General features: G+C 61.6%; 9 protein-coding genes. 2 read left to right on the forward strand and 7 right to left on the reverse strand.

Annotation, left to right across the window (positions count from 1 at the left end):
• Nucleotides 1–47: 47 nt before the first annotated feature.
• On the reverse strand, nucleotides 48–2018 hold the full coding sequence (locus KNJ79_RS13705) for an acyltransferase family protein (protein WP_317151490.1): 1971 nt from the start codon (nucleotides 2016–2018) through the stop codon (nucleotides 48–50).
• Nucleotides 2019–2732: 714 nt separating this feature from the next.
• Between KNJ79_RS13705 and KNJ79_RS13710 the strand changes: the two genes are divergently transcribed.
• A complete protein-coding gene (locus KNJ79_RS13710; RefSeq protein WP_317151491.1) occupies nucleotides 2733–3971 on the forward strand; it encodes a dicarboxylate/amino acid:cation symporter in 1239 nt (412 codons plus the stop codon).
• 72 nt (nucleotides 3972–4043) lie between these two features.
• Here KNJ79_RS13710 and KNJ79_RS13715 read toward each other — a convergent pair whose 3' ends face one another.
• The 5 genes from KNJ79_RS13715 to KNJ79_RS13735 form a co-directional block, all read right to left on the reverse strand.
• Nucleotides 4044–4391, reverse strand: coding sequence for a RidA family protein (locus KNJ79_RS13715; protein WP_317151492.1), 348 nt, complete (start codon nucleotides 4389–4391; stop codon nucleotides 4044–4046).
• Nucleotides 4392–4393: 2 nt separating this feature from the next.
• The gene (locus tag KNJ79_RS13720) at nucleotides 4394–5623 is read right to left on the reverse strand and encodes an FAD-dependent oxidoreductase (RefSeq protein WP_317151493.1); all 1230 of its coding nucleotides are present in this window, start codon (nucleotides 5621–5623) and stop codon (nucleotides 4394–4396) included.
• 147 nt (nucleotides 5624–5770) lie between these two features.
• Nucleotides 5771–7351 (reverse strand): N-acyl-D-amino-acid deacylase family protein, encoded by a 1581-nt coding sequence (locus KNJ79_RS13725; RefSeq protein WP_317151494.1) that lies wholly within the window; start codon nucleotides 7349–7351, stop codon nucleotides 5771–5773.
• 14 nt (nucleotides 7352–7365) lie between these two features.
• The gene (locus KNJ79_RS13730; protein WP_317151495.1) at nucleotides 7366–8724 is read right to left on the reverse strand and encodes a serine hydrolase domain-containing protein; all 1359 of its coding nucleotides are present in this window, start codon (nucleotides 8722–8724) and stop codon (nucleotides 7366–7368) included.
• Nucleotides 8725–8888: 164 nt separating this feature from the next.
• Nucleotides 8889–9806: a LysR family transcriptional regulator gene (locus KNJ79_RS13735; protein ID WP_317151496.1), complete on the reverse strand. Its 918-nt coding sequence runs from the start codon at nucleotides 9804–9806 to the stop codon at nucleotides 8889–8891.
• A gap of 198 nt (nucleotides 9807–10004) precedes the next feature.
• Between KNJ79_RS13735 and KNJ79_RS13740 the strand changes: the two genes are divergently transcribed.
• Nucleotides 10005–12890 (forward strand): TonB-dependent receptor domain-containing protein, encoded by a 2886-nt coding sequence (locus tag KNJ79_RS13740; protein ID WP_317151497.1) that lies wholly within the window; start codon nucleotides 10005–10007, stop codon nucleotides 12888–12890.
• A 542-nt stretch (nucleotides 12891–13432) separates the two neighbouring features.
• On the opposite strand, the gene KNJ79_RS13745 is transcribed toward KNJ79_RS13740, so the two are convergent.
• Entirely contained in the window at nucleotides 13433–14584 is a 1152-nt protein-coding gene (locus tag KNJ79_RS13745) for a Gfo/Idh/MocA family protein (protein WP_317151498.1), read from the reverse strand.
• Nucleotide 14585 lies beyond the last annotated feature (1 nt).

The raw sequence follows: 14585 nt of genomic DNA on the forward strand, positions 1-14585 counted from the left end.
TCCGCGGGCCTCGCCCTTTTTGCGCTTGGGCAATCCGCTTCGCATGTTCACTTTCGTCGCTCGGGCGCCCCCGATAGGGACCGGCGCGACGCGGCATTGGCCTGGGCGAGCAGCTTGAGGCGCCCCGCGTCACGCAGCCGGTCGACCACCAGCAGCGCGCCTTCATAGGTCAGATGCCCATAGTCGAACTGCGCCGGCGCGCCCGATCGCGTCTGCGTCACGCAGCGCCCCGCGTCGCACATCGCCCGGAGCACCGAGACGTAGCGCACATTGCCTCCCGCTGCACCGACCGCGGCCTCCATCGCGTGGTCGATCCGCTTCACACGCTCGAGTTCGCGCGCGTCGGCGACCATCCGCCCCTCGCCCCGCGTTTGAGCAAGCGCAAGCAGGCGCGGCAGCGGCATCCGGTATTCGACCGGCGGACCGACGACATAGACGCGCCCGGTGCGCCGCTTCAGATAGCGAACCGTGCGCACGAGCGCCCCCACCTCCTCCTCGCGCCAGCGCCCCGCGAGAATGATCGCCGCGAAATCCCGCCGGCGCACCAGTCGCTTCAGCCCCATGCGGATCAGGCCGACGCAGCGGTCGGCGCCTTCGGCGGCGAGAAGCGGGCGGCACCCCGTCGCGGTCACTTGCGCGATCTGCAGCCGGGGGAAGGTCGCGTGCAGCGCCTGATAATATTGCGCGGCATAGCTGTCGCCGATCAGCAGCACCTGCTCGCGCCCCGCCACCGGCGGCGGGATGCAGTGGCGCGCATCGAACGCATCATCCTCCTTGTCGGCCTCGGCGTTGATCAGGCAGGTGCCGGCGCGAAACCGCGTCTGGGCGTCATAGTCGAGATAGGCGATCAGCCGGCTCGACTGCCGCTCGCGCTTGTCGGCAAGCCCCCCGTTCGAAAGCAGCACCACCGCAAGCACCGCAACCAGCGCAGTCGATCCCGCGCCGAAAGTGAAGATCTGCTGCCGATAGCGCGCGATCGGCAGCCGCCGAGCGGGACATTCGACGAAGCGATAGAGAAGCCACGCTGCGACCAGCGAGCCCGCGAACATCGCCGCGAGCCCGAGCGGCGCCGTCTCCGGCCCGTAATTCGCCCGCACCAGCACAACGATCGGCCAATGCACCAGATAGAGCGAATAGGAGATGCGCCCGACGAAGACCAGCGGCGGCAGGCTCAGCCAGCGCCCCGCGACGATCGGCGAGGACGCGCCGGCGTGGATCACCAGCGCCGAGCCGAGCACCAGCGGCAGCGCGACCGGCCCCGGCACCGGCGATACCTCCGACAGCAGCAGGATCGACCCGCCCACGGCCGCCAGCCCCGCAAATGCCGCGCCATCGGCGACGCGCGGCGCCAGCACCCGCGGCCGGGCCAGCGCCAGCAGCGCGCCCGCGCCGAATTCCCAGAAGCGCGTGACGCTGAAAAAGAAGGCCGCGTCCGAATCGCGCTCGACCAGCCACCCGGCATAGACGAGCGAGACCAGCACCATCCCCGCGACCGCGGGCAGCTTCCAGCGCGGCGCATAGCGATGGAGCGCGAACAGCAGGACGGGGAAGACCAGATAGAATTGCTCCTCGACCGCCAGCGACCATGTGTGGAGCAATGGCCGGATATCGCCTTCGGAAAAATAATCCGCCGCCTGATAGAAATAGAAATTCGACGTATAGGTCATCGTCGCGACCGCCGCCTTGCCGACGCGCATGACTTCGGTCGGGAACAGGAGCGGCACCGACGCCGCGAGGGTTATCAGCACGGTGACGACCAGCGCCGGATAGAGGCGCCGGATGCGCTTGGCGTAAAAGCTCGCCATCGAAAAGCGCCCGGCGGCAAGCCCCGCGTCGATCTGGCCGCCGATCAGAAAGCCCGAAATGACGAAGAAGATGTCGACTCCGGCAAAGCCGCCGGTCAGCTTGACCGGATCGAGATGAAACAGCACGACGGCGAGCACTGCGATCGCGCGCAGCCCGTCGATGTCGGCGCGATAGAAGCGCGTCGGGTCCTCGCCCGCAGCCGATGGTCCCACACCGCTCACCCTCGCTGCTCGCCCGCCGTCGGCTGCGCTGTCATGGAATCGCCTCCGAAGGCCGCAGTCATGGCGCCATCATCGCAAGGCCCGGCCCCTCCCGCCATGGCGCATCGGGCTTACTCCGTCCGGGCGGAGACACGCCCTCGCGCAAGACATGCTATCCGGATTGACTTACCGGGTATTGCGAGATTTTCTCGAATGCCCTGAAAAAGGCGAATGGCCGGAGGCGGGATCGAAAGGAGCGCTATGCAGTTGGAATAGTGCAGTTCTTTTTCGGGGGGGGGATTTTCAAGTTACCGCAATTCCGTGCAACTTTCGGGGGCTCGATGCCAGAATTCCATGATCTGTGCTCGTCTTGCGATGAATGAATTACGTTCGCCCCTGGCGCGTCGTGGACTGCCCAGTCCCATCTCTTGCTTACAAGCCGCTTTCACCAATGGGCTGCTGGCTATTTCTGAGACCGATGGCGATCGCTATCAGCCGCTTGTAAAGCTTCGCCGTTTCGGAACCGATTTTATCGATCATTCGGGATTCTCGCGCCTTACTCTCGCCTTGCAGCGTGGCGCGGAATTCCAGGGAAACACCCTCCGATATGGAGGACTCGAATTGTAGCGATAGCCTGCGGCTATGAGGGCGGAAACTGTTTGCAATCGCTGCCAGGGGCGGCGTTGGTATTTGTGCACGCTCAGCTTTGGAGGAACAGAATTCACGATGATACGGGCATGGTTTCGACTGTCGCTTTGGAAGCGGGTGCTCCTTGCTCTCGTTCTCGGCCTGGTTGCTGGGATAGCCCTCGGAGAGGATGCCGTATCCATCAAGTGGATCGGAGATTTGTTCATTCGCTCGATAAAGATGCTGGTCGTACCGCTGATCTTCTTTTCGCTGATTTCGGGCATTACTGCGGTTGGAGACATAGGGCGCCTTGGACGGGTCGGCGGTCGCGCCTTGCTGATCTTCATGGCCACGGCCCTGATCGCCGTATCGTTGGGCATGACATTGGCCGCGATCGTGCAGCCGGGGGCCCATCTGTCAATCGAGCTGCCCGTCGGCAGCGTGGTTCCGTCGGCGCCCGATCAGTCCCTCGTCGCCATGATCATTTCGCTCGTTCCGGACAATCCGATCATGGCGATGGCCCAAGGCTCGATCCTCCCCGTCATCCTGTTCTCGGTGTTGCTGGGTATCGCGATACTCGCCTCGGGCGAAGAAGGTGCGCCGCTGGTCAAGGCCATGCAGGCCGGCTCGGTCGTCATGCAGAACATGACCATTCTGGTGATGGAGCTAACCCCATTCGGCGTTTTTGCGCTGATTGCATGGGTCGTGGGCACATTCGGATTCGACGCTCTGGTCCCCTTGGCCAAGCTGGTCGCGCTGAACTACGTCGGATGCGCCATCATTCTGGCAATCATCTATCCGTTGATCTTGCGCCTCGTTGCCCGTCTGCCCGTACTTGACTTTTATCGAGGCATTATTGACGCACAGGCCGTTGCCTTCTCCACGGCTTCGTCGAATGCCGCTCTGCCCGTGACGCTGCGCTGCGTCGAGCGCAATCTGGGCGTTTCAAACGCCGTCGCGAGCTTTACCGTCGCGCTCGGCGCTACGATCAACATGAACGGCACCGCCATGTATCTTGGCGTCATCGCACTGTTCGGTGCCCAAGCTTACGGCACAGAGTTGAACTGGATGTCCTATGCACTGATTGCACTGACATCCACTTTGGGAGCGATCGGCGCGGCCGGTGTCCCCGGGTCCGGCCTCGTCATGATGAGCCTGGTCCTGTCCTCCATCGGAGTGCCGCTTGAAACCATCGCGTTCGTCGCCGGCATTAATCACATTCTCGACATGGCCCGCACGATGACGAACGTGACGGGAGATGCTGTCGTCGCGGTGGCAGTCGGGCGTTTGGCGGGAGAGCTCGACGTCGACGAATATGTGTCGGCCGACGACATATAGGCAGGTGTGACGTTGCCCTGGCCGCGTTCCACGCGGTGCCCTTCGCTTTCATTTCGCGACGCGAAGCAAAGATCATTCCAGCCACGCGACCGCTTCAATCTCCACATCGCCGGCGACCAGGCCGGAAACCACCGTCGACCGAGCAGGAAAGGGTTCTGCGAATACTTCCCGGTAAACTTCGTTGAAGCCCGGCATCCGGGCGGCATCGGTAAGCCAGGCGGTGACTTTGACCACCTGGTCCATCCGCGCGCCGGCCTCTGCAAGCACGGCTTCGAGGTTCGCAAGCGCCTGCCGGGTCTGGACCTTGATGTCTCCGGCAACAATGCTCCCGTCCGCGCCCCGCGGAAGCTGACCTGACGCGAAGACGAAATTGCCGGCCCGGCGGAAGCGACTGAGCGGGGGACGAACGAAATCTGTCATTTTCACCGGACCTTTCGTGCCGTCATCGTGTCATTGTCGGCAGACTCGACCAGGGCAGCGAGGCGTTCTGCACTGCCGCATGCGAAGGTCCAGCCCAGCATGCCGTGACCGACGTTCAGGAATAACCCTGGCGCGGCCTGCTTGATGATCGGGCGGGAATCGGGCGTCATCGGCCTCAGTCCTGCCCAGTGTGCGCCGGCGCGTTCGTATCTCGCGGCGTGGGGCAGCGCAGCCTTTGCGTCATCGAGAAGCGTCTGCATCCGTGCCGGTTCGATGCTGCGGTCGCGGGCATCGAGATCGGCAAGGCCGGCAACGCGAATGGCGTCGCCGAGCCGACAGAAGACGATCTTGCGCGCCGTGTCGGTAATGCTCACGGATGGAGCATGCCGGCCCGGCGGGGCCGTAAAACTATAGCCTTTCATCGGCAGGATAGGTACGCCTATGCCCATATCACGGAGGAAGTTCGCCGCCTCGGCGCCAAGGCAGATCACGGCACGTCTGGCCGTCAAGGTTTCTCCCGTAGAACTGGTCGCAGAAAATCTGTCCTCGTGGCTTGTGAGGCTGATAACGTCGAAGCCGAATCGCTGATCCACGCCATATTCGTTGCGGAGTATCGAGAGCAGTTCCCGGCAAAAGCGATAAGGATCGCCTATTTCTTCGCCCGGCGTCCAGAGCGCCCCCTCGAACGGGTCCGTATCCTGTAGAGCCGGCTCTATTTCGAGGGCTTGTGACGGCGATAAGAATTCCTGCTCCACGCCGAAGGGACGTTTGATCGCCGCGATCTTGCGGGCGCATTCCATGCCCGATGCTTCCCTGAAGATATGAAGCTTGCCCGGGGTCGCGTGACCGAACTCGAAGGAGTGGCGATACCGCAAGTCGGCCATTGCAGACTGGGACTCCAGGCCAAGTTCAAGCGTGGCGCGCGTGTTCGCAGAGAAGCGGGCCTTCGTACAGTTGCGCAGGAACGCCAGTATCCACCGCGCAAAGTCAGGATCCGCTGAAAGATGGATTCGAAAGGCATGGTCCCGTCCAGCCAGCAGGGCCGGCATCTTTACGAGCAGCCCGGCCTGAGCCAGGGCATCGGTGTAGACGTAGCTAAGCTGCGCCCCGTTGGCGAACGAGCTGCCCTTGGCTGGCCCCTCCGCCCGGTCGGCCACGATGACGGAATAGCCTCTGCGCGCGAGGGCATAGGCTGTCGTAACGCCGATGACGCCTGCGCCAAGGACGAGCACGTCTGCATCGGGACCCGTCCTCCCCGGGGGCTGGAGGCAAAGGCCTCCCTTCGCTGGACGCGAATCTGTCATGTGTTCCTCGAAATTTACCTGCCAGTCGGCGTACGAACCGAAAGCGATGAGTTGGCCTCTACACGCCGACGACAATCATGGCGGACAGGTGCCCGGCGGCGGGCGGTGGCGGATGGCCCTGCCGGCGGCAATTCCGGTCGGTTTCCCGTCAAGAATGGCTGTTTTGCCGTTGACGAACAGCGCTTGGACACCCACCGCAAGTTCGCGGGGCTGAACATATGTGGCCACCGGACGATATTTTACCGGATCCAGTACGACGACGTCGGCTTTGTAACCGGGTTTCAGGTGCCCTCTGTCGGACAAGCCGAACATATCCGCAGTGCGTCCAGTGCTACCGTTGATGAAAGTGGCCAGATCGATCACGTCCAGTTCATTGACATATCGAGCATATTTCTGCGGAAAGGTCGCATACATTCGCGGGTGACCCTCGGACCCGTCGGAACTGGTCACAACCCATGGTTGCTTCATGAAAGCGGCGATGTCAGTTTCCGCCATGTTGAAAGAGACCAGTTTGCCGCTGTGATCCCCGTCTTGGATTATGCGGACGGCGGCGACGATCGGATCGACGGACCAGCTCTTGGCGATTTCATCGAGTCGCTTCGCGGTCCATTCGTGGCCCGGATCGGTCAGCAGCAGCGCATGTGCTCCGCCCCTCCGACGCAGGTTTTCTTTCATCTCCGCTTCGATCTTTTCGCGCGTCGCCGGAGAGTCAAACCGCCTCAGCAAGGCCTCGCGTCCGCCGTCCTGGGCCCAGCCGGGAAGAAGCGCCGCCTGCAGGCTGGTTCCGGACGCATCCCAAGGATACTGATCTGCGGTGACCTGCACCCCGTCAGCCCGCGCGCGCTTGATCTGATCGATGATCTCCCCCGCCTTGCCCTGCACGTCGACGCCAAGTACCTTGATATGGGCAAAGTGGACCGGGATGCCCGCCTCGCGACCTATCGTCAGTGCTTCCTCGACCGATTTGCTTACGCCGATGGTGTATGTCGCCTCGTCGCGCTGATGGGTGTCATAAACACCGCCGCGTACGGCAGCTTCGCGGGCAAGAGCCACGACTTCATCCGTCTTGGAAAAGCTTTGCGGAGCATAAAACAGGCCGGTGGAAAACCCCAGGGCTCCTTCGCACATGCCTTCGGCGACAAGGGCCTTCATCCTGGCCAGTTCAGCATCATCGGGAGCCCTCGCATCGTCCTTCAGGACGGCGCGACGGACCGGCGCGAATCCGACGTAGGCCGCGACATTGGTCCCGAAACTGCGGCGTTCGACATCGTCCAGAAAACCGTCGATCTCAGGCGTGCCGCCGCCGTCCACTCCGGCAAAGATCGTGGTTACGCCCTGCATAAGCCAGGGCAGGTTAAGGCGGTCTTCGCTTGCGTTGCTTTCCAGAAAACGCCTGGCATGGGTATGGGGATCGATGAACCCCGGGGAAACGATCATGCCCTTGGCATTTATGATACGCGCACCGCGCGGGACCTTTCGCCTCGGTCCGACATAGGTGATCTCGTCGCCGTCGATGACCACGTCGCCGATGACGGGCGCTTGCGCCTCCCCGTCGTATATGGCGCCGCCTCTGATGACGATCATTTGGGATTTTTCTGCCGCCGCAACATTCGACGTGTTTCCTGCCACGGCGAGCGACACGAGCACGGCGACCATCGATCTTCCGGACATCAGTTTGCTCCCCCTTCGCCAACGCGCGTGAACAGAAGCTCACCGATGTCTCCGCGCTTCACGAGAATTCGCGACGCATCGTCGGTCGGCGTGACTGTCATTGTGCCGGCGTGGAAGCGCCCATCGTCTTTCGGAACGAAATGCAGCGTGGTCGTGCTTTTCGAGATCGAGGAGGAAATGTCCGCTCGCAGTCCATCACCCTCGGGCTTCAGTCGATAGTCGGCGTCGAGTTCATCCGAATGGAAAAGACCGGTCGGTTGGATGAGCGGCATGCCGGGGTACGAACTGCCGCTGGCCACGACAATCCTTTTCAGCTTTTCGCTGGCCGTCCAGTCACCACGATTGCAGAAGACGACAAAAATTTCACCCCTGTCGGGAAATCGGAGGAAAGCGTGCTTGAACGCTTCTGCCGAACCGGTGTGCTGAACGATGCGCTCGCCGCCCCTTTCTCCCAAATGAAGCCCTCCGCCGTAACCAAGCCCGGCGCCATCCTCGACGGGAGAGCCGTCGGTATATCGGCCCGGCGTAAGCAGGATCTTGGCGATTTCCGGCGTCCACACGCGGTGGACGCGGTCAATATCGTCCACATAGCGGGCAAAGTCGTTCATTGAGATCATGAGCCCGCCTGAACCGCTGAAACGCGGAAAGGTGTCGCGCATTGCAAAGCCGCTTCCTTCGGGAACATAGCCATGCGCGAATGCACCCGGTCGAGGAGCACCGCCGTTCAGAAAATATGCGCTGCGCATGCCGAGGGGCTTGAAGATCGCTTGATTTGCATAGTCGGCAAACGCCATGCCCGAAACGCGCTCGACGATCTCAGCGAGCAGCAGGTAGCCGCCATTGGAATAACGATAGGCTGTGCCGGGAACCAGCGAGGTGTCATTCTGCCTGAATAGCAACTGCAGCGCCTCTTCCTTCGAAGCCTGCCCGACGTTGTCCATTCCTGTCATGCGCAGCAAACCGAGAGAATCCCGAATGCCGGAACTATGATGCATCAGCATGCCCACCGTTACGGGCGCACGATAGGCGGGCAACTCGGGAAGATAGCGCCGGACGTCGTCATCAAGCGAGAGCTTGCCATCGACGATCAAGGTCGCAGCCGCGAGCGCAGTGAACTGCTTGGAAATCGACGCGGCATAAAACTGCGTGTCGGAATCGATCATCCGGCGGGCGTCGAGATCCGCATAACCCTGAGCGACGATGCTGGTGGGGCGACCATGGGCAAATGAACCGGCGATGCAGCCCGGCGCATCTTGATGACTCGGGTCGCTAATGACCGCACGGACAGAATCCTCCGATTGTGGGGATTGCGAATTGCCCCAGGCCGGAAAAGACGACAAGGTCGTTGCCGCAGCCACCCCGAGCAAGAGGAGACAGTAGCGGGGCTTTCGGATTCGAAGAGAAACAGACAAGCGCATTCCTTTGGGCAAGCCGGCTCGCAAGGCATCATCAGGGAGGAATTGTTTGGAGTTCCCGGACACGCAAGGCAATGTCGAGTTCTTGCCCCGCCTATAACCCCAGACTATGGATTGAGCCCCTGACCCGCCCTGACAGCAGCGTATTCCGCCATCACTTCGCGGACCGCTTCGACAAAAAGGCCTGCCAGATCTGCCGACGGGGAGTTTTCCAGCGCCAACGCATAAATGGGGGCCTGGACATCGGGTTCGAGCCGATAGCAGGATAGGCTAGGGGTCGAAAGGGCGGCAGCGGTATATTCGTCGGTTACGGTCACGCCGACGCCTTCGCGCACCAAGGCAAGGGCCGCATAGTAGGTATGCGAAGTGACGATTTCGCGCGGCGCAATTTCCAGCCTGTTCAATTCGTTGACGAAGGCATCCGCCAACGGGCCGCTGTCGCGCAGACCGATGAAGGGAACTTCGTGGAGTGCTTCCATGGATATGGGACGGTCATCCGCACCGAACCGTCCCCGGGGTGCGACGAGCACCATGCTGACGCTGCCGAGTTGAGCATGCCTGAGACGATGCTGCCGCGAAGGACGAAAGCCGATGGCCACGTCACATTCGCGTTCGTGCAGACCGCGTTCCATTTCGCGACTGTGCAGGGTCGTGATTTCCGACGTGACCTCTGGGTGCTGGGAACACAGTCGGGCAAGCGCCCGCGGCGCGGCAGCCAGGGCAATGGCCGGAAGGACAGCTATGCGCAAATGCCCTCCCTTGCGCGCGCCAAGGTTGCGGGCCGTCCGCGCCAGCCGGCTGAGGCTCGTATAAACTTCGGCCACCTCGGCGAAGAGCTCGTGGGCCTGCTCGGTCGGGATCAGCCTCCCCTTTGTCCGGCGAAACAGATCGTAGCCCAGCTGATCCTCCGCATGTCGCAGAACCTTGCTCACCGAAGGCTGGGAAACATTGAGCGCCCGCGCCGCCTCGCTAATCGAACCATGCTCGTAAACGGCGTGAAAAATCTCGATATGGCGTAAGCGCATGCCTCGTTCCAATGTTGAGCGAACCGCCTCGCCGATGTCTGCCGATCGGCGGCGACCGGAATTTTCGCACCTCCCGACATCCACATGCGCAACATGGACAGCCGGAAAGGATTGCAATCCTCCGATTTGCCACCCACGGGGCCGCCCTTGAATCGAACCGGAGATTCGAACCAACCCCAAAAGGCATAACGTCAGGTTATGAACATGCAATCGCTTATTACTTCGCACACGCCGTCTTCATTGCAAGATTGTGACATCACGCAATCAGAGGTGAAGGGGTATATCGTGCGGAACAAATTTGACGAACAGGGGAAGATTGCAGGGAAATCCCGGCAGCGGCGGTCGGGGCTGTTTTGCGGCACCGCGCTCGCTCTGTGCAATGTTTCGCCCGCCCTTGCCCAGCCTGCCGCTCCGGCGGAACCCGCAGAAACGGCTGCCCAACTGGCTGACGACATCGTCGTTACCGGTTCGCTCCTTTCGCGCAATGGCTTCGATGCGCCCACCCCCGTCACGACCATCAGTTCTGACGAGCTTATCCGCACTGCTGCTCCGGACATCGCCGACGTTATAAATCAGATGCCGTCGGTCAGACCGTCTTTGACGCCGGCCAGCACCGGCAATCTCAGCAGCATGGCCGCCGGCAACTATCTTGACCTCCGCGGCCTGGGATTCCAGCGTACGCTGGTCCTTGTCGATGGTCGTCGGTACGTGCCGAGCACTCCGGACGGCGGCGTAAATATCAGCTCAATCCCTCAGGCTCTTGTCAAAAGCGTTGATATCGTGACCGGAGGCGCTTCGGCCGCCTATGGTTCCGATGCGGTAGCGGGTGCCGTCAACATCAAGGTCGACGACGAGTTCCAAGGCCTGAAGGGCAAACTTCAGGGCGGCATCACCGATCACAATGACTATCGCAACTTCCTGGCCTCGATAGCCTATGGCACCAATTTTGCCGGCGGACGTGTCCGACTGACCATCGCTGGAGAAGCCACCCAGAACAGCGGCATCGACTTCATCGGCGATCGCGGCTGGGGCAACAATCCCGCCCGTATTGCCAATCCTGCATACACCGCCGACAACGACGAACCGCGCTATCTCCTCGTGTCCAACGCTCTCGCATCCAATGCAAGCTACGGTGGCGTCATCAACTCGCCCGGCGTCCTGAAAGGCATCCAGTTTGCACCGGATGGTTCGGCCATTCCGTTCGAATATGGCTCGCAGGTTTCGTCCTCCTCCATGATCGGGGGAGACGGGAGCGCGCTCACGGCGGACAACGTCGGTTCAGTGCCGTTGAAGCGCTACAGCGGTTTCGGGCGTCTGACTTTCGAGGCGAGCAGCGCGCTGTCGCTTTTCACCGAATTCAACTATTCGAAGACTACTTCGAACTACCCTACCCTTGCCCGTTCGCGGCAATACACCATTTCCGTGGATAACGCGTTCATTCCGCAATCGGTTCGCGATGCGATGATCGCGCAGAGCATTTCCAGTTTCGTTCTGGGTCGCAATCTGGGCGACTTTGCCAGAAACGACCTGAACATCGAAATCGAGACGATACAGGCCCTTGCCGGAGCTGAAGGCGGGTTCGGCGACGGGTGGTCCTGGGACGCCTACTATAGTTACGGGCGCACTAAGAACACTCTGAATCTGGAACAGTACGTCACCGACAGGTTCAATCTGGCGCTGGACTCGATCGTCGATCCCGAAACGGGCGCGGCCGTCTGCCGCTCCACCCTGACCGACCCGGACAATGGATGCGTTCCCATCAACCTGTTCGGCGAAGGCAATGTCAGCCAAGCCTCGCTAAACTACATCAACGGAATTTCCCGTCGCAAATGGGACCTTCGGCAGCACGTCGTGGCAGGCAAGGTCCGCGGTGAGCCCTTCTCCACCTGGGCCGGCCCGGTGGGCATTGCGGTGGGCGCAGAGTATCGCCGCTCAAGCGTCGACACGACCTCCGATCCCATTTCGCAGGCACAAGGCTATCTTAGCGGCGGTACGATACCCTTCTCCGGCAAGGTGGAAATCAAAGAGGCTTTCGGCGAAATCCTGGTGCCCCTGGCCAGCTATGAAAGCTGGGCGAAAGACCTCAGCCTCAATCTCGCTGGTCGTGTCACCGACTACAGTACTTCCGGCACCGTCGAAACGTGGAAAGCAGGCGTCAGCTATACGGTAAACGATGCGATTCGGTTCCGTGCGACCCGTTCCCGCGATATCCGCGCTCCCGGCCTCGACGAGCTCTTTGCCGTGGGGTCGACCAGTTCGCTGAACGTGCAGGATCCGGAACTGAACGGCGCAACCTATTCGGTTCGCGCACTCAATACCGGCAATCCCCACCTTACTCCCGAAAAGGCCGATACATTTACGGCGGGCGTGGTCTTGAGGCCGGAATTCGCTCCCGGCCTCAACGTCTCGATCGACTACTATGATATCAAGCTGAAGAACGCGATCATCAACCTCACTCCGGCGACGATCGTCGATAGATGCTATTCAACAGCGCCGCAGCTGTGTTCGCTCATCACGCGCGGTCCGGACGGACGGATCGTGACTGTTTTGAACGGACCCGTCAATCTGCAGCGCGTGCAGGAACGGGGAGTCGATGTCGAAACTTCATACAGCACGCCCCTTGGCGATGGCGACCTCGGCCTTCGAGCGCTCGTAACATATATCGACAAGGCCCAGATGAACGACGGCATCACGACGACCGATCTGGTCGATGCCGTCAATCAGCCCACCATCGCTGCTCTGGGCGGAAATCCTCGCTGGAGATTCAACAGCAGCGCAAGCTATTCGACGGACGTCTGGCGCCTGAGCATGGCGGCGCGATATGTCGGCGGAGGGCGCATCGACCCCAGCTATACGGAAAAGGATATCAACATCCTGCGCGTAAGCGGACGCCTCTATTTCGATCTTTCCGGCGAATATACGATCATCGAGAGGGGCGACAGCAAGGTATCGCTCTACGGCAGCATCCGGAACCTGCTGGATCAGGATCCGCCGATCACCGGCGTTGGCGGCTACGGCACCACCCGATCACTCTACGACACTATCGGGCGCGTCTATAATATTGGCGTCCGATTCCAGTTGTAACGCGAGAATCCCGGGCGGGCCAGTGCGCTCGCCCGCGGATCCCGAACCGGGCCGGGGGTGAAGACGCCCAGCGTGGCGGCAATCTGTGCTTCGATCACTTGCGGCTTCTTCCCGAAAATGACTCGCGAACCACGCCCCCCTCCCCCCGCCGGGATACAAGCCAGTCAGCCCGACTGGATTCTGGTACCGATACTTGCGAATAATCTCGCGCAGGGACGCTGGGCGCATCGCCAGGCGCTTGCCATCAGCGAGAACGCGCAGTCCCGTTTCGTCGGGATCACGAGCTGACACGGCCCGGGCTGGATTCAGAGCTTCGTCGGCGCAGCGCCGGTCGACGGCGGCGATGATTGAACATCCCAAACGAGCCTTCATGCATTCTGGCCGGTTGGAGACAGTCCGCTTTCAGAATTTATCTGTCCCACAGTGCATCCTTCCATTCCCGGCTCAATAATGCACCATCAAATGCTGGGACCAAACACCTAGTACAAGACCGGGTCCCATGATCGCACCAAGGTCGCCCTTGAGCAAACCCGCTCGTTTACTCAGCTCCTGCGGGTCCCGTCGGGATTGAGCAGGATTGTTCGGCCCGTCTCGGCCGAGCCATAGATCGCTTCGATCAGACGCAGATCTCGCAGACCCATCTCTCCTGGCGTCCTGATCTGGGCGCCATCGCGGATCGCATCGGCAAGATGATCGAGTTGGCGCGCGAACTGAACGGTCGAGTCACCCGGTGCGAACTTTCGACGATCGCGCCCGGCTTCCAGGACCATCTCGTTACCCGAGTAGGCGGTTGCCGGCTGCATCATCAGCGCCCCCTCAGTGCCACGCGCTTCGGCAGCATTGATGCCGGCCGAATCATAAGAGGTGACCAGCTGAGCAACCGCGCCCGACGGGAAGCGCAATTGCGATGAGACATGGGCGAAGATTTCGGCAAAGCGCGGGTCGTTGGAAGGCCGGAAAGCGGTGGCGCTGATACTTTCCGGCATCTCGCCGGACAGATAGAGTGCGGCCTGAAGCCCGTAGATCCCATAATCCTCGAGCGGACCGCCGCCGGCCAAGGCTCGGTTCGCGCGCCAGTTCTCCATCGGGCTTGTCGGCCCCATCCGATAGGATTGCTCGGTGCGTATCAGCCGGAGCTGGCCGACGGCCCCCTGGCCCATCAGGTCCATGGCCTGCAGGTTGTACGGCTCGAAATGACAGCGATAGGCGATCATCAGCTTTCGGTCAGCTCGGCGCGCCGCGGCGATCATTCGTTCGCATTCGGCGCTGGAAAGCGCCATCGGCTTCTCGCAGAGCACGTGCTTGCCAGCGGCGAAGGCGCGCTCGGTCCATTCGGCGTGAAGCCCGCTCGGCAATGCGATGTACACGGCATCGATCCCGCGATTCGAAGCAATGTCAGCGAAAACCTCGTAGGAGTAGCGGGATTGAGGCGGAACGCCGTAGGCGTCCGCTACCCGCTGCAACTTGTCAGGATTCCCGGACACGAGAGCCGCAACATGCGCGCGCTCCGCTTGTTCGAAGCGCGGCATCATCTGATTGAGTGCGTAACCACCCAGACCGACTATGGCGAAGCCGACGCTGTCCGGCCGCTTGGCGCGCTGCGGGTTATCGGGAAGCTTGACCCCATAAGGCATCGGCTGTCCAACGGCAGCGGTGCCCCGCGCTTGCCCGAGCGCGGCCCGGCTGGACAGCATC

Source organism: Sphingopyxis indica, assembly GCF_032879645.1.
Taxonomy (GTDB): Bacteria; Pseudomonadota; Alphaproteobacteria; order Sphingomonadales; family Sphingomonadaceae; genus Sphingopyxis; species Sphingopyxis indica.